Here is a 25,323-nt window from a genome sequence, read left to right as displayed (position 1 = left end):
AATAAATAAATTTGACAATAAAACTTTTTAGAATTAAAATTTAGATATGAAATCATTTTCTATGAAAACATAGAAATACATAGGAGGATATTTTGAATAAAAAGTTTAAAGACGTGATTATCGTAGGATTTGCATTGTTTGCAATATTCTTCGGCGCGGGTAATCTTATTTTTCCGCCATATCTTGGAGTGCTTTCTGGGACTGAATACAAAAAGGCGATGCTAGGATTTTTGTTGACAGACCCTGTTCTACCTATACTTGGCGTAATCATCACCGCTAAGCTAGGTGGAGGAGCAGAAGATCTTGGAAAAAGAGTTGGGAATAAATTTGCTAAGATTCTTGGAACCGTTACCATATTGACTATTGGGCCTCTTTTTGCAATTCCAAGAACAGCAGCTACTACTCATGAAGTTTTCGTAGCCAAAGTTTTTCCGGGAACTCCAGAATGGGTAACAGCGTTGATATTTTTCACGTTAACGGCGATTTTCGTATTCAACGAAACAGGTGTTATCGATAAAATCGGTAAATATTTGACGCCGGGATTGGTAATTATTTTATTAGTTATTATAGGAAAATGCATAGTGGATCCTATAGGCGTTATGAACATCGCAACGGAAAATCAAATATTCTTGAAGGGATTTGCGGAAGGATATCAAACTATGGATGCTCTTGGAGCAGCACTAATGACGGGGATTGTAGTTTCGGATTTGAAGAGAAAAGGATATGTCAACGACGAAGAAAGACTAAAGCTTGTCAAATGGGTTGGACTTGTGGCATTTGTTTTATTGGCGATAATTTACGGTGGATTGATTTATTCTGGAGCGACTGCATCCAAGATTTACACAGTTCAAAACACAAGAGTGGATATACTACTTGGAACTGTGCAAAATATTTTAGGTTCGGCCGGTAAAATTGCGATAGGAATTGCAGTGTCATTGGCATGCTTGACTACATCAGTTGGTCTAAGTGCGATTGCTGGAGATTTCTTCTCGAATATCTCAAAAGACAAATTGGGATACAAACCAATTGTTTTGGCAACAGTTGTGATTTCTGGTGCTCTTTCTATTGTTGGGGTTGAAGCGCTTATTAAAGCAGCAGTTCCAATACTATCGACAGTTTATCCAATTATTATTGTACTTATATTTTTAGGAATTTTCGAAGAGCATATCAAATACGATTTGATATACACAGGGGCGGTGCTTGCGACATTTGTTGTGAGTTTCGTAGAAGTTTTGAATCAAAATTTCAAAATTTTACAAGGTTTTACGGATGCAATCAAAACTCTTCCTCTAAGTTCTGTTGGATTTGAGTGGCTGTTGCCAGCGATTGTTATGGGGGCAGTGTTTGGAGTAATTGCTTATATCCAAGATAAAAAGAAATTAGCATAGACGAAAAATTTCAGCATAAAGTTGTTCTTTGTGCTGATTTTTTTGGCAAATTTAAGGAGATTAGTGATTTTATAATTAATTTTGCACTTTGTTTACAAACTTTTTACACAATAATGATTGATTAATTATATAATAAAGATAGAAATAAAATTTATGGAGGATTTTATGGGAAACCTTATAGAGGTAAGAGGTCTTGTAAAAAAATACAAGGAACTCACTGCGGTGGATAATTTGGATTTGGATGTAAACAAAGGAGAGATACTAGGGCTGCTTGGTCCAAACGGTAGTGGGAAATCCACAACTATCAATTGCATATTGTCACTTTTGAAAAAAGATTCTGGAAGTGTGAAAATTTTCGGAAAAGAAATGTCTGCTGATGCTTATGATATCAAAAAAAGGATTGGCGTGGTGTTTCAAGATGTGGCAGTGTATGATGAGTTGACAGTCTACGAAAACATCGACTATTTCTGTGGATTATACATACAAGACAAATCTGAAAGAAGTAAGCTTGTGAAAAGGGCGTTGGATTTGGTAAGTCTGAATGATTTTGTTAAGTTTAAACCTAAAAAATTATCCGGAGGTTTACTAAGAAGACTTAACATAGCTTGTGGAATTGCACATAAACCTGAGCTAATTATCCTAGATGAGCCGACAGTTGCTGTTGATCCGCAATCTAGAAATAGTATTTTGGAAGGCATAAAAAAACTAAACGAAGATGGCTCAACGATAATTTATACATCGCATTATATGGATGAAGTTGATTTCTTGTGTGATAATATCGTGATAATTGACAAGGGCAAAGTCATCGCTAAGGGCTCATCGGAACAACTCAAAGATATGATAGAAATGAACGAGAAGATAAGCTTCACAGCGAAAGAATTAAATGAAGATGTGATATCTCAAATCAAATCTCTTCCACATTTGATGAATTTTGAAAATAAGGACGGCAATGTAAAGCTGAATTTTTCTCATGGAGATGGGTATTTAATGAAGTTGATTAAACTTTTGGATGAAAACAACATTAACTACAGTTCTTTGAATGTCGAAAAGCCAAGTCTTAACGATGTTTTCTTGGAATTAACGGGCAAAGATTTGAGGGATTGATATGTTTCTACATTCATTTAAAAATACTTTTAAGCTGCTTTTGAGACAAAAAGCTATGCTTTTTTGGGCGTTGATGTTTCCGATTGTTCTGGGGATTTTCTTCAAATTAGCATTTGGAAACATCAATGAAAATAGTAAATTCAAAACCATTGATGTAGCTGTTAATGAAACTCTTATGCAAGATGAAAATTTCAAAAACTTCATGAATGAGATGGAAGATGAGAAATATTTCAAGGTTGTAGAATCAAAAAACGAAGATATATTGAATACTAACGAAGATGTAGAAGCGTACATTGATTCGATGGATAAAATCTACACGAAAAAATCTGGTATTTCTGAGACAATCGTCGAAACTATTATGAATTCATATTCTCAAAAAATATCCATGATAACTAAGATTATGCAGAAAAATCCGACGGCTGATATCGGAAAAATTTTAAATGTAGACGATCACATCAAAGACGTTACAAGAAAAAACATGAATCCTGTGAATGTGTTCTTCTACACGCTTTTAGGGATGACGACGATTTACGGATACATGTGGGGACTTTTTGTTAGTTTCCAATACGAAGCGAACTTGTCTACAAACGCAAAGCGTAACGCAGTTTCTCCAACTAAAAAAAGCATTATGCTTTCTGCATCGGTTCTTGTCAGTTGGATTATCAATTTTGCAATCACAGTACTATTTATCGCATATTTGAAATACGCACTTGGAGTTGAATTCGGAGATAGGATTGGGGCGATAATAGGACTTGCAAGTATTTCATCTTTTTGTGGAGTTGCATTTGGCATCTTAATTGGAGTATCCAACAAAAAAAGTCTAGATACAAAAATCGGAATGGGAATCGCTATTACGATGCTGATGTCTTTTTTAGCGGGAATGATGGTTCCAGAAATAAAAGTAATCATCGCAGAGAAGCTTCCCATTATCAACAAAATCAATCCTGTTGCTGTTGTTACAGATGCGGTGTATTCGTTGTATTATTACGATTCGATGGCACGATTTAACAAAGATATCATTAATCTTTTGATGATTACAGTTGTATTTGTCGTAGCGTCACTATTTTTCATGAGAGGTAAAGAGTATGAGAGTCTTTAAAAATTATTTTAAAATCACATGGGCACACAAAACTCCTATACTTTTGTACACGATAATATTTTTCGTATTGATGAGCTTTGCTACAAAAAACACGACACAAACTTCCTACAAACCCGTTGATGTAAATATTTATGTGCAAGACAAAGCGAACACCAAACTTTCCAAGTCTCTGTATGATTATTTGGACAAGAACGCCAAGATAAAAACAATGGACGAAAAAATCGTAGATGACAAACTTTTCTACGATATTATCAACGCAGCTGTGATAATTCCGGAAGATTTCGATAAAACGAGGGAAGTTTTGTACAAAGTTGCTCCGAATAATGCTTATGCGATGGATATCAAAGAGAAAATCAATATTTATCTAAGCCAAGTTAGTTCCTATGAAAAAAGTGGATTTACTGAAAATGAAGCTATAAAAAATGCGAATGATGATTTGGATAAAAAAATTGATGTCAGCATTAAAGAGGGAAGTGTAAATTCCAAAAAAGATAAATCCAAATTCTACTTTAACTTTTTAAATTACCTGCTACTTGCGCAAGTGATATTAGTAGTTTCGAATATTGCTTTGGTTTACAAAAAACAGCCAATTCTTATGAGAAACAACGTGTCACCATGTCCAAGAACTAGAATTAATATGGAGTTGATGCTTGGTCACATCGTCACAGGACTTGTATTTTGGTTAATTTACATGATACTATTCTGCATTTTGTACAAATACGATTTTACGAAGAATCACATCAATCTTATGATGCTTAATTCGTTTGTATTTACGATATCTGTGGTGTCGATGGCTGTGATGATATCAAATGTAATCAAAAATTCTAACACAGTTCAAGGAGTAATGAACATCGTTTCACTAGGATCGTCGTTTTTATGTGGGGCATTTGTTCCGCAAGAATTACTAGGGAAAACTGCTCTTACAATAGGTAGAATTTTCCCAGGATTTTACTATATTAAAAACAATGAAATTTTAGAAGAATTTCCTGAAATTTCAAAAATATTGCCGAATCTTTTGATAATATTAGGATTTAGCATAGTATTTATAGTGATTTCTGTTTTAGCAAAACCAAAAGGTAACGATAATATCAACAAATAAAAATAAGGCTATGAGTTGTGTGCTCATAGCCTTTACTTTTGGGAAAAATTATTTTGTAATTAAATATACTAATACCGATGCGATTGTAGTCGTCAAACCTACGGCTGCTTCGTAAGGAATGATTTTTAATCTGTCAGCGATAGACATTTTGACAGATCCACCTGTTGCATGGAAGAATGATCCGTGAGGAAGTGAGTCGATAACTGTAGCACCTGCATGAACCATAGCACCAGCATTTAGTGCAGTTACATTTGCATCGATTAATGATTTGGCGAATGTTTGAGATGCTATTGTACTTCCAGCAGTTGTACTTGCTGTGGCACCTCCCATTAAAATACCCGCTACTGGAGCAAGGATGAATGCAGGAAGATTAAATGCAGTAATCAAATTAATCATATCTGTTTGTAGCGTTGAATTTTTGATAATTCCTGCGATTGTTCCCGTACCGATTAAAAGCGCACAAACTCCGATTATTTTTGAGAAACCGTAGTTGACATATTCTTTGGTATTCTTAGTTTCTTTTGTAGCCAATAAACATACGAATCCTCCCAATGGAAGTGCAATCAACGGGTCGATTGTGATTTTCGCGATTGGTCTAAGTGCCAATAAAACAATTACAGTAACTGGACCAATAATTGATGCGAAGAAACTTGGTAAGTTTGTTCTTTCAGAAGATTCTAAATCACTTGAATCTATGACATCTGTTTTCTTTTTTGCTAATGCCATTGCGATAATAATCGTTACGATTAATGCACAAATTGCAGGAATTATATTCACATACATCAAAGATGTAAGATTTAGTTTGAAACCTTCAGCAGTTGCAATAGTGTTTGGGTTAGGGCTGATTACGTTACCCGCTTTTCCTCCACCAATCATAGCCAATAAAATGCTTGATTTGGAAAGATTTGATTTCTTACCAACAGCAAGTGCGATTGGCGCACAAGTGATAACTGAAATGTCTATGAAAACTCCGACAGCACAGATAATCATCGTAGAAATCGCGATAGCAATCAAAGCTTTTTGTTCGCCTAATTTTTTGATAATAGTGTCGGCGATTTTTTCTGCGGCGCCCGTTTTAACCAAACAGCCTGCCAAAATACCACTTGTCATAATTCTTAGAACTGAACTCATCATTGATTCAGAACCTTTTACCATGGCAGACACTGTTCCCACAAGTCCTCCTCCACCGATAAGTCCACCAACCAAAGCGCCTATGATAAGTGCGTAAGTTGCGTGGAAGTTTTTGATGATTAGAAAAATTGATAACGCTAAGCCGATCAATGCTCCAATCGTTGAAAATGTTACGTTGTCCATACTACCTCCATAAATTTATTAATTTCATTACTTGGTCAACACTTCTGTACAAATTTTCTTCTGAAACTTTTTTATCCATAGCTTCGTTTGTGCTCATACATTTATTTAAAATAGGGAAGAATGCATCGATTCCTCTATCGTTAACTGAAACTGCATCGTTATCGCAAACGCCACAAAAAGCGATGACTTTTTTATTGTATTTTTTCGCTGCATTTGCAATTCCTACTGGAGTTTTTCCCATAGATGTTTGGAAATCCATCTTGCCTTCACCGGTGATAATCAAATCAGAATTTTTGATTAATTCATCTGCGCCAAGCATTTCCATTATAATTTCAATCCCTGGTTTCAATTCTGCATTCAAATAATTTTTGAAAGCGTAACCTAAACCACCAGCAGCACCTGCTCCTTCAATCGTATCATTTGCATCTGGAATAACTTTTTTTGTAACTTCGTGATATTTGCCCAAAAGTTTATCCAATTCTTCAACTTGTTTTGGGGTTGCACCTTTTTGTGGGGAAAATACTCTTGCCGAACCGCGTTCTCCACACAATGGATTGTCCACATCACAAGCTATTTGGAATGTACATTCTTTAAGTCTTGCATCGAAATTATCCAAATCAATTGTTTCCAAATCGATAATTCCTATTGGACCGTTTGAGATTTCAATTCCGTCTTCGTCAAAAAATCGTGCCCCCAAACTTCGAAGCATTCCCATGCCACCATCTGTAGTTGCAGAGCCGCCGATTCCAATGATAAATTCTCGGATATTTTTATCCAAAGCGTCCTTGATCATATCTCCAACTCCGAAAGTCGTAGCATTCATTGGATCCAAGTTATCTTTTATAAGCGTAAGTCCGCTGGATTCACTCATTTCCATAATTGCAAGTTTATCATCTACTATCAAATATCTAGCTGTGTGATGTTCCATCAAAGGATTATGTACATCGACTTCAACTATTTTAGCGTTTTTAATATCCTTTAATGAATCAATAGTTCCTTCTCCACCGTCAGCAACAGGTTTTACTATTACTTTGTTTGAAGAATTTTTTTCACAAGCTTTTTTTATGATTTCTCCTGCTTCCAAAGAACTCAAACTGCCTTTAAAAGAGTCTATCAATACTAATATATTCATAACAACCTCCTATCTCAATTTTATAACAAACGATTGCACAAATGTATGTTTTATGTAATAATAATGTTAAATGAACAAACAAAATTATTATTATGGAGAACAAATGAGAATTTCTGATCACACTGCAAAAATGATAGTCGAAAAATTAAAAGATGTTATTGACTACGATTTGAACTTTTTTGACCAAGAAGGATATATTATTTATTCAACAAATTCAAATAGAATTGGCACTTATCACGAAGCTGCCAAGGAATGCGTAAAGCTAAACGAAACAATTTTTGTTGATAATGAAAAAGAATACGTTGGAGCAAAGAAGGGAATTAATATCCCAGTTACAATCGACGGAGAAATCATCGCCGTTATCGGCATCACTGGAAACAAAGACGAAGTAATGAAATACGGAAACATCATCAAAAAAATGACCGAAATACTCGTCAAAGAACAACTCGTTGAGAAGAACAAACTCAAGAAAAAGGACATGAACAAGTATTTGTTTGAGAGCTTGATAAATGAGTTGGACGATTACGGATTGTACAGATATCTGGAAAGTGAAGACGAAAAATACGTTATAGTCGGGAAAAATTCTGAAAGCAGATTTTTGTTGAAAGATTCCGATCAAATTTACAAAATCTTGGAGAATAATCTATCCAATAATTTCGTATACAGCGTTTTTTATGGAGAAATTGTAATTCTTTCAAACAACGTAGACAAGATTATCATCAAGAAAAAACTGGAGAAAATTAGAAACCAAATTCACGATGCAATAGACAGTAGGGTGTATTTTGGCATCAGCGGTTCATTCAAAATGATTAGCCAATTTAAGAAAAACTATGACAATTGCATGGTTGCGTTGGATTGGTTGGATAATTTGCAAAGAAAAGACTGCGTTGTGGATTATTCCACATTGGATTTGGGGATTTTGCTTGGAAGTATCAAAAAAGATAGAATCAAAAAATTCAAGCAAGTTGTATTGAAAGATATTTCCGACGAAGATTACAATATTTACAAAGATTTGATAAAAATTTATGCGACAAATAATCAAAGCATAACAAAATGTGCTGAGGATTTGTTCGTACACAAAAACACCGTTCAGTACAGACTGAATAAACTTAGAGATATCACAGGACTTGACCCTAGAAATGTAGAAGATTTTATCAGGTTGTATTTGGCTTTTATATTGAATTAGAAAGTGTAGTAAAAAGTAGCAAAACCATCACGCACAAATATCTAGACTACAAAAATATGTATAGGTAGTTTCAAGACAATAAAACACAAAAACACGTAAACCACTCATCTGTCTACCAATATTGTTAAAGGTAGTTTCAAGATATATGAAAATAGACACCGATACGAACGAATATCTAGACTACGCAAATAAATAAATTCTAAGCTTGTGAATCTAAAATTGTGAACTCGCCTTCGGCTCAGACAGCACAATTTTTTTACGATTCACTTCGCTTGAATTTATACTTATTTTCTCCGTATGATATTCTAACCGTATCGGTTTGTCTATTTTTATTTCATATATTTACATAATCGCTTGAAATTAAGATTTTAAAGGTACAGTCTAAAGTAGAAAACCAGCTTGCACGAATATCTAGACTACGTAAATTTGTGATTTCTAAATCTCAAAATCCTAAAATCGCCAGCACGCTAGCGCTTACGCAAATGCGATTTTGGACAGATTTTTTCGATTTGAAATCAGATAAATTTCCTCTGTATGATATTCTTAGCAAAACTGGTAATCTACTTTATTTCAGTTAATTCTAAGTTGAATATATAACTCCTTTTTTAACTTGGTCGTAGTTGGCTGTGATTTCTGCCGAAATCAAGATTATTTGCGAAGATAAATTAATCCACACAAAAAGTGCGAACACGCCTACCAATGGACCGTAGGTTAAGGACATATTAGAAATGTTGGAAACGTAGAACGAATACAACAATGTAATTAAAAGCCATCCGATGGTTGCGATTGTTCCTCCTAGCATTGCCGATTTCCATTTGATACTTCTTGTAGAATCGAAATCAGGTGCGAATTTGTATAGTAATGTGAATCCAAAAATCATGGATACGATAGGGATTAAATATCTGAATAATTGTGCGAAGTAAGGTATTCGTATTTTCATATATTGCTCAATTAGATTTAAAATCAAACCACCAAATGCGATAAATACCAATGTCACAATCAACAATAAAAGCAATACTACTGTAAATAGAATGCTTTTAAGTTGTGTTTTCAAAAATCCGTTTTCGCTTCTCACATCAAATGCTTTGTTCATAGCTTTGATTAAAGATTTCAAAGCTTTAGAACTAGACCACAACGCCACCAACAAAGAGATGGAAAGTACAGATGAGGATCTGTTACTTATAATCGTGTTGATTAATGTCATTAGTATATTTCTCGTTTCAGAGGGAATTACTTCCATCCATTTGAAAATCAAATCAAGTTTGCTTGCAGCAACCATCAACACAATATTTAATAAAACTATTAGAAATGGCACTAAGCTCATTATAAAATGATAAGTTGTCTGTGCGCTTAATAATGGGATTTGGTCTTCTTTTATCGATTGCAATAATTTTTTGAAGAACAAATTCTTTTTTTCTTTTTTCTGTTTTTTCATCATTTACCTCAAGTATTCATCGAACCAATCGCAGATTTCTTTTAATCTTCTGATTCTGTTTTTAGGTTTTCCAGAACGTGAAAGTTCGTGGTTTTCTCCGTAAAACATCACAAACCTTGTTTGTGTGTTGTTAAGTTTCAAAGCTTGAAACATTTGCATTCCTTCAGACACCGGACATCTGTAATCTTTTGTGGAATGAATAAAAAGAGTCGGAGTGTGTGCATTTTTTGCGTATTTTAGCGGAGATTTGTCCCACAATTTATCATAATCATTTAACACTGTTTCAGTGTGGTTTTGATCCGTTCCAAAATAATATCCAATATCCGAAATCAAACTGAAAGAAATCCAATTTGAAATCGAACGTTGACTGACAAAACAATCGAATCTGTTAGTGTGAGTCATCATCCAATTTGCCATGAATCCTCCGTAAGATCCTCCGGTGTAGCCAAGTTTGTCGATAGGGTATTTGTCCATAACAATATCTGTGAATTTCATCAAATCTGAATAATCTACATCTCCGTATTTTCCTCTTATATCCATAAATTCATTTCCATATCCGTCACTTCCACGTGGATTTGTATAGAAAACAAAATATCCTTTTGCAGACAATAACTCCATTTCGTGAAACAAAACTTCACCGAAAACAGTTTTTGGACCGCCGTGTACGGACAAAACGCCTGGATATTTTTTATTTTTATCGTAGTCTTTTGGATAAATCACCCAGCCTGTGAATGAATTACCATCATTTTCGAAAGTAAATTTGTCTTTTTTGCTTATATGATATTCGTCATTATTTAAATGAGTTAATTGTTCTCCATTTAATTTGTAAACTTCTTGTCCGTGATTTTCGGTTATCAAAACGTAGTAAACATCATCGTTTTTTACAGAAATCATATTGATAGAATTATTTGTGGAGACAATCTTTTCGAATTTGTAATTCTTATCCATTCTCAAAATCGCACTGCCATATCCTTCCAAAATTACAAAATACATGAAGTCGTCAGTTTTTTCAATTTGACTACCAGAAGAATATTTCAAATCACAGCCTATGGAATTGTACAAGCAGTAGTGTTCTTCGTTTAGCTTTATAGCTTTGTTATTCACAACTTTGTAGATTTCACAGTCTTGGTTTAGTCCGTGTTCTTTTCCATCTGTGGCGAGAATCACAATATCGTCATTAAAATATTTCGCAGACATTATCATAAAACCTTGTAAAATCACAGACTCTTTTCCAGATTTCAAATCGTATTCAACTAATTCATCTTCGATTTTCATTATGTTTTCGTAGGAATTTCTCACGAAAATAAGTTTTGATTTGTCATCATTGATGTCTACAGATGAAATATTTGCGAATTCATCTGTTAGTATATCCGTTTTGTCGATGCTTGGAAAATATCTTGCAAGTCTAGTTCTTTTCTTGTCAGTAAACCCAACAGCATTTTCAAAATAAGGTAGTTCTGTGAGAACTTCGACATCTTCGTTTTTTTCTTCTTCTGTGATTTTATTCATTTCGTGATGTCTATCGAATTCGTATTTTACAATAAAAGAATCTTCCAATTCAAAAAGAACCTCCACACTTTTCAAATCAATATCGAATTCTTTTGCAGCTTCTCCACCGTTAACAGGAAGTCTGTAAAAAGATGATGTGTCAGAATCTTCTTCTTTTTCTGGATTTCTCATAATCAATAAATCTCCATCATTCAATTCAAAAAATGAAGAGTCCTTGTTGGAACTTGTGAAGTTTTTATTGTCTCCTACTTTGTGTATGTTAGAATCGTATTTGTTTTCTTCTATATTAGCTGTGGTTGTAACACAGAAAATATTGTCTGAGTTTTTTAAAGCTTTTAACTTTGAAATAAATGTAAAGTCTTTAAATGAATCGTAATCGAAATATTTCATATAACTCTCCTTTATTTATATATTAAGATAATTATAACATAATCGACTGCTACGATATACTTTAGGAAAAGTAATACATTGAAAATGAATTGAATTTTAATGTAAGTATTTTGAAAGTTCGATTATATTTATTAACTGAGTGTTAAATAAATTTATCGAACATACATTTCAAATAAGTTATACAATTCTTTTCCACAAAAATTGACGATAATTTGTGTAAAAAATTTGGCTTATTTCAAGATATCCACAAAGTTATCCACATTATCCACATTTATCCACAAAAACTTACCAACAATTTGGGATAAAATAGCGTGAATAATTTTTGAATATCAATTGAATAATTTATAGTTTTTTTATGGTATTATATATGAGAGGTGAAAACGAATGAAATTGGATGAAGATTTTTCAGATATAAAACAAAGAATTATGATGAATTTGAAGACAAGAAACCTGTATTTTAAGATGTTAAGTGAATGTGAGAAACTTTTGGATATTGATTTGATGCAGTTACAAAAAAAGGGAGCAATTCCTACAGAAGAATTGTATAAATCAGAACTTCGAAAGGTCAATAACTACATCGAAGATTTTTCGAATGTGAATATAGTGAATAAATTAATAGAATTTGTGTATTACTTTTTGTTGATAACTTCTGTTGGACTTGCTACCAATCTAATCAGAAATTTCTTAGGATTGGAATTTAAACAAATTTCAGTGTCTGCAGTTATACTTTATTTGACGATGTTTGCAGCTGTAATTGCAACTCCGATTATAATTTCCAGAAAAGAAAAGAGATTTCATGACAGTAAATTCAGATACATTTTGATTGCTATATCAGCGATTGGAATTGTTTTGTTTTCATATTTTTCGATTTTTTCAGGACCAGTGAAGCAAAACTTGTTCACGCTGAATATTATTATTTACATTTTAATATTGGTAGGATTTTTCGCGATTACAATATTAATGAAGAAATTATCCACAAAATAAATTGGCCGCCGAGTTTGAAATCAGATTGATTTTGAATTTGGCGGTTTTTGTATTATGTAAAATAATTTAATGTGCTATAATTGTTGTATTGATTAATTTTAAAGAAAGGAAAGAAGCATGAAAAGAAATCTTAATCTGATAAAAAGGGTTATGCCTTATTTTAAAAAATACAAATTCATCTTGATGTTTGATTTGTTCTGTGCTGCTCTTACGACACTTACAGATATGGTGTTGCCGATGATTTTGAGAAGACTGACAAATGCAGGACTTGGAACATACACTTTGACACGAGAAATGATTTTCAGAATGGCTGGTCTTCTTTTGATTATGAAGATAATTGATTTGTTGGCAGGATACTACATGACAAAGACTGGTCATATAATGGGAGCAAAGATTGAAACGGACATGAGATACGATGTGTTCCAACATTTGCAAAAACTTTCTGATTCGTATTTTAACGAAACAAAAGTCGGACAAATTATGGCAAGAATTACATCTGATTTGTTCGATATAACAGAATTTTCACATCACTGTCCAGAAGAGTACTTCATTGGATTTATCAAAATAATAGTTTCATTTGTAATTTTAGTTAGATTGAACGCATTGTTAACGGTGATTTTGTTCTTATCAATTCCTTTAATGATTGTGTTTGCATCCAAATACAACAGAAGAATGAGAAAAGGATTCAAAGAACAAAAACATCACATCGGAGTATTGAATGCGGACATAGAAGACAGTTTGCTTGGGGTTAAAGTTGTAAAATCATTCGCAAATGAAGATGTCGAAATCGAAAAATTCCAAAAAGGTAACAAGAAATTCTTGGATATAAAATCAGAAACGTACGCATCAATGGCTGGATTTAACACGATAACAAAAGCGTTTGATGGAATAATGTACATTATCGTGGTTTTATTCGGTGGACTTTTCCTAGTCGAAGGGAAGATGAGTAGTGGGGACATCGTAGCATTCATCCTTTATGTTCAAACGTTACTTACAACTGTGAGAAGAATTGTAGAATTTACGGAACAATTCCAACGTGGAATGACTGGTATCGAAAGATTTACGGAAATTATGGATCAAGATATCGAAATTTTCGACGACGAAGACGCTGTGGATTTGGAAAATGTCAAAGGTAAAATCGAAATAAAAGATGTAAGTTTCAAATACAATAATAATAGCGAAAATGTGTTGAACAATATTTCGTTCACTATAAATCCTGGACAGAAAGTTGCGTTGGTTGGACCTTCAGGTGGAGGAAAAACGACGTTGTGCAATTTGATACCTAGATTTTACGATGTAGAAGACGGAAAAATTTTGGTGGAAGGAATTGATGTTCGAAAAATCAAACTTCAATCACTTCGTTCAAACATCGGAATGGTGCAACAAGATGTGTATTTGTTCAGTGGAACTGTCAGAGAAAATATTTTGTACGGAAAACCAGATGCGACAGAACAAGAAGTAATCGATGCAGCAAAAGCAGCAGGAGCGTACGATTTTATAATGAACTTGGAAAAAGGATTTGACACTTATGTTGGAGAGCGTGGAGTAATGCTATCCGGTGGTCAAAAACAAAGAATTTCAATCGCGAGAGTTTTCTTGAAAAATCCACCGATTTTGATATTAGACGAAGCTACATCAGCGCTTGACAACAAGAGCGAATTTATCGTGCAAGAATCATTGGAAAACTTGGCAAAAGGAAGAAGCTCACTTACAATCGCCCACAGACTTACAACGGTTCAAAACGCAGATTTGATTTTGGTGTTAACCGAAGAAGGAATAATCGAACGTGGAACGCACCAACAATTAATGCAACAAAAAGGATATTATTATAATTTGTACACACAGGGTGGCAGATTATTGGTGTAAATAAGAAGATATCAACTGCAATGCAGTTGGTATTTTTTTATTTGTAGATTGATTTAATTATTTTAATGATATAATTAAATTAGATATATACAAGGAGATAACAATGGAAATCAACGATAATATTTTATTTGTAAATTCTATAATTGATGATGCAATCAGAAAAAATTCTAGCGACATTCACATTGAACCATTTGAAGAAAATGTCAGGATTAGATTCAGAATCAATGGAAGTTTGATGGAATACAAAACTGTGGACAAGAGTATGCATTCAAAAATAATTACTAGAATTAAAATAATGAGTGAGCTTGATATTGCAGAGAAGAGACTTCCACAAGACGGAAGGATTACATATACTTACGAAAATTCGAAGATTGATCTTAGAATTAGCATTATCAACACAATTCACGGCCAAAAATGCGTTATTAGAATTTTGAATCCAGAATCTTTTAAAATCGGGATGCAAAATCTTGGGATTTCTGAAAGTGAACAACAAATGATAGAAGGATTTACGAAATTTGAAAATGGAATGGTGCTGATTTGTGGGCCAACTGGAAGTGGGAAAACAACAACGCTTTACACAATGCTAGAAAGTGAAAATACAATCGATAAAAATATTATCACGATTGAAAATCCAGTTGAGTACAATATTTTTGGAATCAATCAAATTCAAATCAACGAAAAAATTGGTTTGAGATTTGATAATACGTTGAAGTTTGTACTTAGACAAGACCCTTCTGTAATAATGGTCGGAGAAATTAGAGACTTGGAAACTGCGAAGCTTGCGATTAGAGCTTCAATAACTGGCCACAAAGTTTATTCAACAATTCACACAGACGATTGCTATCAGTCCATAATCAGACTTATGGATATGGGGATTGAAGATTACATGATAAGAGCATCTCTTAAAGTTGTTATCGCACAAAGATTGGTGAGAAAATTGTGTCCTCATTGTAAGAAAAAAGTCACGCCAACACCTTCACAAATGGAAGTTTTCAGATCGAACGGATTAAATCCAACTGAAATTTACGAGCCAGGAAATTGCGATGAATGTAGTTCTGGTTACGAGGGAAGAATGGCTGTCATGCAAATACTAAAAATCGACGATGATTTGAGAAGTTTAATCAAAAAAGATATGAACTTGAAATCTTTGAAAAACTACGGCGAAGAAAATAAAATAGACAGTTTGTTCAAAAAAGCTTTGATACAAGTAGCACTTGGCAATACTTCATTTGACGAAGCAATGAGGTTGTACAATGAAGATTGACAGTTTATTAAAAGAAGATAGCATCTTAAAGAAGGAAATAAATCTCAAAGTATCGAAGAAAAAACTGTTTTTGTTTTTGAGACAGTTTTCAATTCTTCTGAACGCTAAGATTCCAATCATCGAAATCGTAAATCTACTTAAAGAACAAAAAGAATTCAAACAACTTAAACCGAGTTTGGACAAAGTTTCCGAGAATTTGAATAACGGAATGAGCGTGTCGGAAAGTTTTGCAAATGACAAAAACTTCGATATGTTTTTTACATCAATGATGAAACTCGGAGAAGAAAGTGGGAGGCTCGACAAAGTAGTCTACGATTTGAGCAAATACTATGAGAGAACTTACGATATCAACAAAAAAGTTCAAAACGCGATGATTTATCCGATAATTTTGACAGTCACAGGAATTGTAATGCTGATATTTATGCTAAAAAACGTCATCCCGACATTTGTGGATTTGTTCGAAAGCTCTGACATGGTGCTGCCATTGTCTACAAGAATTTTAATTTCATTATCAAATGCAATTAACGAAAAAGGATTATTGATTTTAATTATTTTACTTTTAATAACAGCAGGAGGTATCATAGCATATCGAAGAACAAAATTTGGATATTATTTGGATAAATTCAAAACGACCAAATCAATTTTTGGTAAACAAAGAAAAATTATAATCTCCTCAGAAATTGCGAGGAGTTTGAGCATAACTCACAAAAACTCCATGACGATTTTGGATGGACTCATCATAATTCAAAAATCCATGAAAAACAAATACTACAAACAACAACTTTCCGATATTTTCAAAGAAATAGAATCTGGAGAGTTTACACTAGAAGAAGCATTTAATAAAAGAAAAATCACTCCGCAAGTGTTCAACTCCATGCTAAAAGTTGCAGAAAACACAGGCGAATTGGGAGATATATTCGAAAAACTTTCAGAATTCTACGACGGAGAAGTGGAATATGCAATCAAATCATTTATAAGCATATTAGAGCCAATGCTTATAATCTTCATGGCAATAATCGTAGGATTTATCGTAATATCTATTACCATTCCTATGTTTGATGTTATAAATTCGTTTAATTAAAAAACTGTGGTATAACATATTAACGCTCATGCACTAATATCTAGACTACAAAAATTGTTGATTTCTAAATCTTAAAATTCTAAAGTCGTAAGCACGCTTCGCTTACGCGGTACGATTTTAGCCGGATTTTTTCGATTTGAAATCAAGTCAATTTTTTCCGTATGATATTCTTAGCATGAGCGTTGAATATTTTATTAAAAAAGCACTGAATATTATCATCAAAAAAAGAGGGCTACACAGCCCTCAAATTTATTCTACATTGATTATTTTGTCGAAAAGATTTGCATCTTCATCTATCTTTGTATCATTTCCTACAACTACTAAGTGATTTTCTTTCATTGCTTTTTTGATTATTTCAGCAAATTGTTTCAAATCATCTACTGTTGTGTGTAGCATGTTTTCAAGATAATTTTCATAATCTTCTATCGTTCTTCCAGACAAATACATGTTAATCGAACGACTTCCTTTTGTGAATGTAGTCATTGGTGGGTTGAATTGGTTTACAGTTCCTATTATGAATTGTTTCATTTCTTTTTCATCAAAGCTCATGTTTTCAACAAATTTATCAATTTGATCGTAAATGTCGATTGTGTTTTTGATGTTAGGATCTCTGTAGGAATACACATATAATATTCCATTTAAGCTTACGCTCATTCCAACTCCATAGGCTCCGCCTTTTGCTCTGACTTCGTTGTACAAGAATGAAGTGTTCAATATATTTGTCAACACAGTTATTTTGGAATTGTATTCAAATCCGTATTTTTTCAAATCAGCTGATTTTACAACGTAATTCACATTTGAAGATGTCTTGTAGGCTTCTTTTAATTTGAAGAATTTTGTTGGAGAAGATTTTGAGTCGATTTTTTCTGTGTGCATTTTAGAAATCAATGATTTTTGTAATTTGGCGAAGAATTTGTTTGCGGATTCTTGTTCGTTGATTATGCTTACAATCATGTTGTTTGAATTTACGATTTTTTCGTAGTAATCTTTTAATTTATTCAAAGTGATGTCTGCTTTTTCATCGAAATCATTCAACACGTCGCACAATTTTTCGTAGTAGCTAATTCCAGAACATTCATCTTCCAACACGCTTTTTTCTGAGAATGATGCCATCGATCTTGTCAATGCGAATTGGTTTCCAGCTTCAAGTATTCTTGTTTTATATTCTTGTTTTAGATTTTGAATGATATTTTTGAATCTATTTTTGTCTTCAAATTTCACATTAAACAAGTATTCTTGCAATATTTTAATACATTCGTCTTCTGTTTTTTCTATTGTTTTGAAACTAAACACAAACTTGGATTTCAAATCTTGACCGTTTTTTGTATTGTTCAAATGAATTGCCGTGAATATTCCACCTGATGCAAGATATGTTTGAGTGTATAATTTTTTGTAGTCGTAATTTGTAGTGTCGCTTAGTCCGATATAATCAGATAGAAGTGACAAATAGAAGTAATCTTTTTGCGAGAACTTCGACAAATCAAACATAAATGAAGAGTAGTGAATGTTTGATGTGAATAGATTTGGATTTAAGAATGTGTAATTGTCGATTTTCTTTTCGATTCTTTCTACATCTTCAAGTTTTGCGTCAATATCGGAAAGTTCCAATGTTGGAATAGTGTCTTTTTGTTCTTTTGTGTCTTCTTCTGATTGGAATTGTTCCAAGTTTTTGTTCAAATCTACTAATTCATTCAATTCTTCATCAGACAAGCTTTCCTTGTATTGTTTTAATTTTTCCTTGACTTCGTTGTCTTTTTTCAAATTAAGACCTGGCGTTGCTTTCAATGATAGAATCAATTTGAAGTTGTTGTTCAATAATTTTTCTTCGATGAATTTTTCGTAGTAATCTGTATCGATTAATTTTCTGCATTCTGCAAGAGTTTCTGAGAATTGTAATTGGTCGTAGTAGCTATCTGAGTACATGAAACTTAGAGCAGATTTTAAGAAATAGATAACTCCTTTTGTGTGGAAACTTCCAGCCTCTTTCAAATCATATTCTAATTTATTGAGGGTAGAAGTAAGTTCATCCTTGTCAATTCCGTTTTTCACGATGTTATCTAATTCTCTTTTAACCAATGCTTCAAATTTTTCAGTGTTTTTTACATCTGAGTTCTCAGCGATAACACCCATTGTGATTTCTTGGCCGTAAGATGATACGCTCTCTACAGATTCACAGATGTTTTCTTGCAATAATTTTTCTTTGATTATCGCAGATTCGTTGGAGAACAATACGTCACTTAAAATAGTTGAAACAAATGCATCTTTTACATTTGTGATGTGTCCGACATTTGCAGCGTAAACCAATACATCTTTTCCGTCAGGCTTTTCGTCTTTTGATATATTGTATTCGACTTGGATTTTTTTAGTTTTCTCAAATGGTTTTTGGTAAGGAATTTCTGAGTCGATTTTTTTGTAATCATATTCTTCCAAATATTCTGACAAATGATCCAATTCTTCTTCGATATTTCCATTTCCGTAGAAATAAATGAACGAATTTGATGGGTGGTAGTATTTGTCGTGGAATTCCAAGAATTTTTCGTAAGTTAAATCTGGAATATTGTAAGGATTTCCGCCCGATGAATGTGCATAAGTTGTGTCTGGGTACAAATATTTGAACAATTCATCGAAAATAATCGTGTAGATAGAACTGTAAGAACCCTTCATTTCGTTGTATACTACACCATTGTATTTGATATCATCATCGACATTTTTTATTTCGTAATGCCATCCTTCTTGATAGAAAATATTTTTCTTTTCGTAAACAATTGGATTGAAAACTGCATCCAAATAAACGTCCATAAGATTTTTGAAATCCTTGGCGTTACGACTTGCTACAGGATAGCAAGTTTTATCTGGATAAGTTATCGCGTTCAAAAATGTTTGTAGTGAAGACTTTACCAAGTCCATAAATGGTTCACGAGTTGTGTATTTTTTTGATCCATTAAGAACTGAATGCTCCATTATGTGAGCGACACCTGTACTATCTTGTGGAATTGTCTTAAATGCAATTGAAAAAACTTTGTTTTCGTCGTCGTTAGCTAGTTTCAAAACTTTTGCTTTGGTTTTTTCGTGTTCGAAAAGATAGGCTATTGAATTGATATCAGATAATTCTCTCGTATCTATTAATTTAAAATTTTTATAATCTTGCATAAAAATCTCCTTTTTTCTTTTTAATATATTATATCAAATTGCGAAAACATAACAAAATTACAAATTTATTAAATATTTGTTTATTTGGGTATAAATAATTGTTATCTACATTCACAAATATCAGTTTTTAAAACTGTATATGATATAATAAATAACAAATAAGAGGTGAGAATATGAAATTAATATCATGGAATGTTAACGGATACAGAGCCGTTATGAAAAAAGGCTTTAAGGAAGCATTTGATAATTTGAATGCGGATATTTTTTGTTTACAAGAAATAAAAATGAAAGAAAATCAAATGACTGATGAAATGGAAATCGAAGGTTATCATAGATATTCTTATTCAGCTAACAAGGCTGGTTATTCTGGAACTTTGGTTTACACAAGAGTTGAACCAATTGGAGTAAGTTTCGGGATTGGAATTGATGAACACGACACTGAAGGTCGTGTGATTACTTGCGAATATGAGGACTTTTTCTTGGTGAATGTATACACGCCAAACTCTAAACAAAAACTAGAACGCTTGGATTATAGAATGGTGTGGGAAGATGAATTCCACAATTATTTGAATATTTTAAGAGATAAAAAACCTGTAATTGTGTGCGGGGATTTGAATGTGGCCCACAATGAAATTGATTTGAAAAATCCACAATCAAATCGACGTTCAGCAGGATTTACTGACGAAGAAAGAAACAAAATGTCGCTTTTATTAAATGATGGATATATCGACACTTTCAGATATTTTTATCCCGACAAAACAGATGAATATTCTTATTGGTCTTATTTCGCAAAGGCGAGAGAAAGAAATGCTGGATGGAGAATTGATTATTTCATAGTAAGTGATGATTTGAAGGATAATCTTGTAGATGCAAAAATTCACCAAAGCATAATGGGTTCAGACCATTGTCCAGTTGAATTGGAGATTAATTTTTAAGGAGATATTATGACTAGAAATAGAATTTGGATAAGTGGAGCAGATGGAAAAATCGGGAAAGTATTACAGAAATATTTGGATCCTTTGGAAGACGAAGTCTTAGCAACGGATAAATACATTGTAGACATTGTGAATTCCGATGAAACTTCTATATTTGCCAGAAGAAACAGACCGAATATAATCATAAATTGTTCCGCACTTACAGACCCTGTAGCTTGCCAAGAAAATCCAGACGAAGCTTTCAGGGTAAATGCGTTGGGCGCAAGAAACATGGCTGTTGCAGCGAACACTGTGGATGCAAAAATAATTCACATGTCAGCAGACGATGTGTTCAGTGGACAATCCAGAAGTGCATACAGAGAATACGACACTCCACATCCTACGACAATGTATGGAAAAAGCAAATTGATGGGAGAAAATTTCGTAAGGGAATTCAGCGTGAAACATTTTATTTTGAGAACAAGTTGGTTATTTTCTCCGGTAAATCACAGGGTAGAAGACATTATAAAAGAAGCAATTCAAACGGGAAAAGTTTACGTTCCTAAAGCACAATATTCTTCTCCGACAAGCGCATATCAATTAGCAGAATTTATCGTGAAATTAATGGATACGTACGATTACGGAATTTATCATGCATCATGTGAAGGCGTCGCTAGTAGAAAAGATTTTGCAGAAGAAATTTTGAGGATAAAAGGAATTGATGCAGAAGTTATCGAAGATGAAAATTTGAGAATTGAAGGTCACAGACCAGATTTTACAGCTTTGGAAAACTTCTTATTGAACACTTCTCAAATTTACAAATTCACAGATTGGCAAACTTCTCTTGAAAAATATATCGAAAAAAATAATTTGTAAATTTAAAACTGAATTTTAAGAAAAGGAAAGATGTTTATGAAACAAAAGAAAAAAATGGGACTGACAACTCAAATTTTTATTGGATTATTCCTGGGATTGTTGGTAGGAATAGTTTTTAATCTATTTGTCCCTTCATCATATATAAAAGATACCATTTTAGTTAATGGGATATTCGACGTATTGGGGCAAGGATTTATCAGATTAATGCAAATGCTCGTTGTTCCATTGGTGTTTTTCTCATTAGTAACTGGTGCGATGAGCATGGGGGATACTAAAAAATTAGGAAAAATCGGAGTCAAAACACTTGTGTTTTATTTGTTCACTACGGCTTTGGCGATAACTTTGGCGCTATTATTGGCATCATTTATAAAGCCTGGAGTTGGAATCGATCTTAGCAAAGTGAGCCAGGCTGCCCAAGCAGACCCCGCGAAGGCAGTTTCAATAAAAGATACTGTGCTGAATTTGATTCCTACAAATCCAATTCAAGCTATGGCTGAAGGAAATATGTTGCAAATAATTTTCTTCGCATTGTTAGTTGGAATTATTTTGGCGAATTTGGGAGAAAAAGCACACAACGTTGCAAATATTTGCGAAGAATTCAACGACATAATGATGGATATGACTATGATTGTCATGAAGTTTGCGCCAATAGGTGTATTTGCCCTTATCACAAAGACGTTTGCAACTTTAGGATTATCTGCAATATTCTCTATGTTAAAATACATGCTCACAGTAGTTTTAGGATTGGGATTGCAACTTTTCTTAGTTTATATGGTTTTATTGACTATTTTTGCAAAAGCAAATCCATTCAAATTCTTGAAGAAATTCTTCCCAGTTTTGGGATTTGCGTTCTCCACATCATCTTCAAATGCAACAGTGCCAATGAACATCAACAAATTGGAAGAACTTGGAGTTAGCAGGAAAATTTCTTCGTTTACTATTCCACTTGGAGCGACTATCAACATGGACGGAACAGCAATTATGCAAGGAGTTGCAGTAGTATTTGCAGCGAACGCTTACGGAATGCAATTGACACCACAAAATTTCTTGACAGTAATTGCTGCAGCGACACTTGCATCAGTGGGTACTGCGGGAATTCCATCTGTTGGATTGATAACTTTATCTATGGTATTTAATTCAATCGGACTTCCAATATCTGCGATTGCAATGATAATGGGAATAGACAGAATTTTGGATATGATTAGAACAGCGATAAATATCACAGGAGATGCCGTGTGTACAGTTATCGTCGCGAATAGTTCAGGTGAAGAATATTTTGATAGAGAAAAATTTAATTCGTAAATTATAATAAACGATAAACACTTATAGAATATTTCAATAAGTGTTTATTTTTTTATCTGATATAATGAATATAAGGAGGGATAATTGTGAAATTAGAAAATAAACATATCAAAAAAATCGTCGTTGTTCTGGTAGTGGTTCTTGCATTTGTATTTATCAAACCACTAAGAGAAGGAATAACGAACATGTCAAAATCATTTCAAGACCTTGAAAGTGTAAAAGCGTACATCAGATCTTTCGGGAAAACTGCGGTTATAATTTCATTCTTGATGATGATTCTTCAATCAGTTGCAGCACCAATCCCAGCCTTTTTCATTACATTTTCAAACGCCGCTATTTGGGGATGGGTTAGAGGAAGTATATTGTCTTGGACATCTGCAATGGCTGGAGCAGCGCTTTGTTTCGGTATTGCTAGATTTTTGGGAAGAGATATTGCGGAAAAATTTGCAACAAAAGGAGCATTAAAAGAAGTAGAAGGATTTTTCGACAAATACGGTAAGAACGCAATTTTGGTTGCAAGATTATTGCCATTTGTTCCATTTGATCCGATAAGTTATGCAGCGGGATTGACTCCGATGGGATTTTGGGAATTTTTCTTAGCGACAGGAATTGGACAACTTCCAGCTACTTTGATTTATTCTTATGCAGCAAGTAAATCGACAAATCCATCTACATGGGTAAAAGGACTTATTATTCTATTCGGAGTGTTCGCACTTGGAATGTTGATGAAGAGAATTTATAACGATAAACAAGCAAAGAAAAACATATAAGAAAGCCTCAAACTTTCCTAGAAATAAACAAGCCCTTATGCACGTTTGGACATAAGGACTTGTTATTTTTTCTATCATTAAAAATTACTGAAAATTAAAATTCTTTTATTTGTTCGACTAATTTATCGAATTGCATTGCATGAGACGCTTTTACTAAAATCAATGTGTTATCTACGATTAATTCTTGCAATTTTTCTAACAATTCTTCTTTTGTTTCAAAGTAGAAGACTTTATCTTCTGCAAAGTTTGTACGTGCTCCTTTGATTATGTTTTCTGCTAATGGTCCAGTTGCCAATACGTAGTCGATTTTTTCTGGATTGATTGATTTACCGATATTTTTGTGAAGAGTTATTTCGTTGTCTCCAAGTTCTAGCATATCACCTAATACGGCGATTTTTCTAGAATAGCCGTGCAATCCGTAAGCTGTTTCTAGGCAGCTTGTAAGTGATTGTGGATTTGATTTGTAGCTGTCGTTTAAAATATGGAATTTATCTAGTAGTATAAGTTCGTTTCTCATTCCAGTTAATTCGATATTTTTAAGTCCTTTTGCAACATCTGAATAATCCAATCCCATAAGTTCAGCTACTATGATTGACATTGTAGCGTTGTACATTTGATGATGTCCCAACAATTCTATATTGAATACATGATCGTTGATTGAAAAAGTCGATCCTGTTTCATCAGCTTTAATCATTTCCATTCTATAATCGCTGTCTGGTTTTATTCCAAAACTTATAGTCTTTTCTGGTAATTTGTATTCTTGTTTTACTTCTCTGAGAACTGGATCGTCATTATTTAAAATAAATATCCCGTCTTCTTTTAATCCTTCAAGAATTTCGAATTTAGCTCTGGCAATATTTTCTTTTGTTTTCAAATTTAAAAGATGACTGTCGCCGATGTTTGTAATCATTGCGATATCAGGATGAGCGATATTAGTAAGTTGACTGATTTCTCCAAAGTTTTCAGTTCCCATTTCAAGAACGGCAACTTCAGTGTCATCATCTATGTCAAATATTGTCTTGGATAATCCAATTTCGTTGTTGTAATTTTTTTGTGTCTTAACGACTTTGTACTTTTCTTTTAATAAAGAACTCATTATATCTTTTGTAGTTGTTTTGCCATTGGATCCTGTGATGGCGATTACTTTGCAGTTTAAACTGTTGATGTATCCTCTAGCTAAATCCATCATAAATTCTTTTGTATCATCTACTTCGATTACTGGATAATCGTTGATGTTTCTGTAATCCCTGTTAACTACACAACAAGATGCGCCCTTTTCAAAAGCCATCTCTATGTAATTTTGTCCATCGAAATTATCTCCTCTAAGAGCGATGAACATGTTGTCTTTTTGAATAGTTCTTGTATCTGTGGAGATACCTTTTACCATTACATCATGGTATTTTTCATTTATAATCGTGTTAGTAAGTTCTGTTATTGTTTTTAAATTTCTTGTTAACATA

At 33.3% G+C, this 25,323-nt stretch carries 19 protein-coding genes; 13 read left to right on the top strand and 6 right to left on the bottom strand.

Annotated elements, in window-relative coordinates; all coding sequences use genetic code 11:
* Positions 1 to 92: 92 nt before the first annotated feature.
* The 4 genes from brnQ to GKF99_RS01470 all read left to right on the top strand — a co-directional run bounded on the left by brnQ (position 93) and on the right by GKF99_RS01470 (position 4,690).
* A complete protein-coding gene (gene brnQ / locus GKF99_RS01485) occupies positions 93 to 1,388 on the top strand; it encodes a branched-chain amino acid transport system II carrier protein (protein WP_154272473.1) in 1,296 nt (431 codons plus the stop codon).
* Positions 1,389 to 1,553: 165 nt separating this feature from the next.
* A complete protein-coding gene (locus GKF99_RS01480; protein WP_154272472.1) occupies positions 1,554 to 2,492 on the top strand; it encodes an ABC transporter ATP-binding protein in 939 nt (312 codons plus the stop codon).
* 1 nt (position 2,493) lies between these two features.
* Positions 2,494 to 3,591 (top strand): ABC transporter permease, encoded by a 1,098-nt coding sequence (locus GKF99_RS01475; protein ID WP_154272471.1) that lies wholly within the window; start codon positions 2,494 to 2,496, stop codon positions 3,589 to 3,591.
* The gene (locus GKF99_RS01470; protein ID WP_154272470.1) at positions 3,578 to 4,690 is read left to right on the top strand and encodes an ABC transporter permease; all 1,113 of its coding nucleotides are present in this window, start codon (positions 3,578 to 3,580) and stop codon (positions 4,688 to 4,690) included. The genes GKF99_RS01475 and GKF99_RS01470 overlap by 14 nt, the downstream gene beginning before the upstream one ends.
* Positions 4,691 to 4,738: 48 nt before the next feature.
* Here GKF99_RS01470 and GKF99_RS01465 read toward each other — a convergent pair whose 3' ends face one another.
* Both GKF99_RS01465 and GKF99_RS01460 read right to left on the bottom strand, forming a co-directional pair.
* Complete coding sequence (locus GKF99_RS01465; RefSeq protein ID WP_154272469.1) at positions 4,739 to 6,004, bottom strand: GntP family permease; 1,266 nt, start codon at positions 6,002 to 6,004, stop codon at positions 4,739 to 4,741.
* A gap of 1 nt (position 6,005) precedes the next feature.
* Positions 6,006 to 7,136 (bottom strand): glycerate kinase, encoded by a 1,131-nt coding sequence (locus GKF99_RS01460; protein ID WP_154272468.1) that lies wholly within the window; start codon positions 7,134 to 7,136, stop codon positions 6,006 to 6,008.
* 103 nt (positions 7,137 to 7,239) lie between these two features.
* On the opposite strand from GKF99_RS01460, the gene GKF99_RS01455 reads away from it, so the two are divergent.
* Positions 7,240 to 8,322 (top strand): sugar diacid recognition domain-containing protein, encoded by a 1,083-nt coding sequence (locus GKF99_RS01455; RefSeq protein WP_154272561.1) that lies wholly within the window; start codon positions 7,240 to 7,242, stop codon positions 8,320 to 8,322.
* A gap of 580 nt (positions 8,323 to 8,902) precedes the next feature.
* Here the strand turns inward: GKF99_RS01455 and GKF99_RS01450 are convergent.
* Together GKF99_RS01450 and GKF99_RS01445 are read right to left on the bottom strand one after the other, a co-directional pair.
* Positions 8,903 to 9,757: a YihY/virulence factor BrkB family protein gene (locus GKF99_RS01450; protein WP_094208269.1), complete on the bottom strand. Its 855-nt coding sequence runs from the start codon at positions 9,755 to 9,757 to the stop codon at positions 8,903 to 8,905.
* A 3-nt stretch (positions 9,758 to 9,760) separates the two neighbouring features.
* Entirely contained in the window at positions 9,761 to 11,656 is a 1,896-nt protein-coding gene (locus GKF99_RS01445; protein WP_154272467.1) for a S9 family peptidase, read from the bottom strand.
* A gap of 384 nt (positions 11,657 to 12,040) precedes the next feature.
* On the opposite strand from GKF99_RS01445, the gene GKF99_RS01440 reads away from it, so the two are divergent.
* The 4 genes from GKF99_RS01440 (at position 12,041) to GKF99_RS01425 (ending at position 16,851) form a co-directional block, all read left to right on the top strand.
* On the top strand, positions 12,041 to 12,640 hold the full coding sequence (locus GKF99_RS01440) for a hypothetical protein (RefSeq protein WP_154272466.1): 600 nt from the start codon (positions 12,041 to 12,043) through the stop codon (positions 12,638 to 12,640).
* Positions 12,641 to 12,757: 117 nt separating this feature from the next.
* Positions 12,758 to 14,506, top strand: a complete 1,749-nt coding sequence (locus GKF99_RS01435; RefSeq protein WP_154272465.1) for an ABC transporter ATP-binding protein — start codon at positions 12,758 to 12,760, stop codon at positions 14,504 to 14,506.
* A gap of 103 nt (positions 14,507 to 14,609) precedes the next feature.
* Positions 14,610 to 15,770 carry a GspE/PulE family protein gene (locus GKF99_RS01430; protein WP_154272464.1) on the top strand — a complete coding sequence of 387 codons (1,161 nt, stop codon included), beginning with the start codon at positions 14,610 to 14,612 and terminating at the stop codon, positions 15,768 to 15,770.
* On the top strand, positions 15,760 to 16,851 hold the full coding sequence (locus GKF99_RS01425) for a type II secretion system F family protein (RefSeq protein ID WP_154272463.1): 1,092 nt from the start codon (positions 15,760 to 15,762) through the stop codon (positions 16,849 to 16,851). Before GKF99_RS01430 ends, GKF99_RS01425 begins: the two co-directional genes overlap by 11 nt.
* A 249-nt stretch (positions 16,852 to 17,100) precedes the next feature.
* Here GKF99_RS01425 and GKF99_RS01420 read toward each other — a convergent pair whose 3' ends face one another.
* The gene (locus tag GKF99_RS01420) at positions 17,101 to 20,001 is read right to left on the bottom strand and encodes an insulinase family protein (protein WP_154272462.1); all 2,901 of its coding nucleotides are present in this window, start codon (positions 19,999 to 20,001) and stop codon (positions 17,101 to 17,103) included.
* Positions 20,002 to 20,174: 173 nt separating this feature from the next.
* Here GKF99_RS01420 and GKF99_RS01415 point away from each other — a divergent pair, with 173 nt between their 5' ends.
* The 4 genes from GKF99_RS01415 to GKF99_RS01400 all read left to right on the top strand — a co-directional run bounded on the left by GKF99_RS01415 (position 20,175) and on the right by GKF99_RS01400 (position 23,863).
* A complete protein-coding gene (locus tag GKF99_RS01415; protein ID WP_154272461.1) occupies positions 20,175 to 20,936 on the top strand; it encodes an exodeoxyribonuclease III in 762 nt (253 codons plus the stop codon).
* 9 nt (positions 20,937 to 20,945) lie between these two features.
* On the top strand, positions 20,946 to 21,791 hold the full coding sequence (locus tag GKF99_RS01410; protein WP_154272460.1) for an NAD(P)-dependent oxidoreductase: 846 nt from the start codon (positions 20,946 to 20,948) through the stop codon (positions 21,789 to 21,791).
* 36 nt (positions 21,792 to 21,827) lie between these two features.
* The gene (locus GKF99_RS01405; RefSeq protein ID WP_154272459.1) at positions 21,828 to 23,093 is read left to right on the top strand and encodes a dicarboxylate/amino acid:cation symporter; all 1,266 of its coding nucleotides are present in this window, start codon (positions 21,828 to 21,830) and stop codon (positions 23,091 to 23,093) included.
* An 86-nt stretch (positions 23,094 to 23,179) separates the two neighbouring features.
* The gene (locus tag GKF99_RS01400) at positions 23,180 to 23,863 is read left to right on the top strand and encodes a TVP38/TMEM64 family protein (RefSeq protein WP_172975087.1); all 684 of its coding nucleotides are present in this window, start codon (positions 23,180 to 23,182) and stop codon (positions 23,861 to 23,863) included.
* 94 nt (positions 23,864 to 23,957) lie between these two features.
* Here the strand turns inward: GKF99_RS01400 and murF are convergent, their stop codons facing one another.
* Positions 23,958 to 25,322 (bottom strand): UDP-N-acetylmuramoyl-tripeptide--D-alanyl-D-alanine ligase, encoded by a 1,365-nt coding sequence (gene murF / locus GKF99_RS01395; protein WP_154271410.1) that lies wholly within the window; start codon positions 25,320 to 25,322, stop codon positions 23,958 to 23,960.
* Between the last annotated feature and the right edge of the window lies 1 nt (position 25,323).

Origin of the sequence: Finegoldia sp. BIOML-A2, assembly GCF_009678315.1 — a bacterium.
GTDB classification, from domain to species: Bacteria; Bacillota; Clostridia; order Tissierellales; family Peptoniphilaceae; genus Finegoldia; species Finegoldia magna.
Note: the sequence above shows the minus strand (reverse complement) of the source record. Positions and strands in the feature narration are given on the sequence as shown.

Excerpts from the sequence above, each read along its gene's own strand:
- GKF99_RS01480 (WP_154272472.1), top strand. The coding sequence starts at position 1,554 with ATGGGAAACCTTATAGAGGTAAGAGGTCTTGTAAAAAAATACAAGGAA.
- GKF99_RS01475 (WP_154272471.1), top strand. The coding sequence starts at position 2,494 with ATGTTTCTACATTCATTTAAAAATACTTTTAAGCTGCTTTTGAGACAA.
- GKF99_RS01470 (WP_154272470.1), top strand. The coding sequence starts at position 3,578 with ATGAGAGTCTTTAAAAATTATTTTAAAATCACATGGGCACACAAAACT.
- GKF99_RS01465 (WP_154272469.1), bottom strand. The coding sequence starts at position 6,004 with ATGGACAACGTAACATTTTCAACGATTGGAGCATTGATCGGCTTAGCG.
- GKF99_RS01460 (WP_154272468.1), bottom strand. The coding sequence starts at position 7,136 with ATGAATATATTAGTATTGATAGACTCTTTTAAAGGCAGTTTGAGTTCT.
- GKF99_RS01455 (WP_154272561.1), top strand. The coding sequence starts at position 7,240 with ATGAGAATTTCTGATCACACTGCAAAAATGATAGTCGAAAAATTAAAA.
- GKF99_RS01450 (WP_094208269.1), bottom strand. The coding sequence starts at position 9,757 with ATGAAAAAACAGAAAAAAGAAAAAAAGAATTTGTTCTTCAAAAAATTA.
- GKF99_RS01445 (WP_154272467.1), bottom strand. The coding sequence starts at position 11,656 with ATGAAATATTTCGATTACGATTCATTTAAAGACTTTACATTTATTTCA.
- GKF99_RS01440 (WP_154272466.1), top strand. The coding sequence starts at position 12,041 with ATGAAATTGGATGAAGATTTTTCAGATATAAAACAAAGAATTATGATG.
- GKF99_RS01435 (WP_154272465.1), top strand. The coding sequence starts at position 12,758 with ATGAAAAGAAATCTTAATCTGATAAAAAGGGTTATGCCTTATTTTAAA.
- GKF99_RS01430 (WP_154272464.1), top strand. The coding sequence starts at position 14,610 with ATGGAAATCAACGATAATATTTTATTTGTAAATTCTATAATTGATGAT.
- GKF99_RS01425 (WP_154272463.1), top strand. The coding sequence starts at position 15,760 with ATGAAGATTGACAGTTTATTAAAAGAAGATAGCATCTTAAAGAAGGAA.
- GKF99_RS01420 (WP_154272462.1), bottom strand. The coding sequence starts at position 20,001 with ATGCAAGATTATAAAAATTTTAAATTAATAGATACGAGAGAATTATCT.
- GKF99_RS01415 (WP_154272461.1), top strand. The coding sequence starts at position 20,175 with ATGAAATTAATATCATGGAATGTTAACGGATACAGAGCCGTTATGAAA.
- GKF99_RS01410 (WP_154272460.1), top strand. The coding sequence starts at position 20,946 with ATGACTAGAAATAGAATTTGGATAAGTGGAGCAGATGGAAAAATCGGG.
- GKF99_RS01405 (WP_154272459.1), top strand. The coding sequence starts at position 21,828 with ATGAAACAAAAGAAAAAAATGGGACTGACAACTCAAATTTTTATTGGA.
- murF (WP_154271410.1), bottom strand. The coding sequence starts at position 25,322 with ATGTTAACAAGAAATTTAAAAACAATAACAGAACTTACTAACACGATT.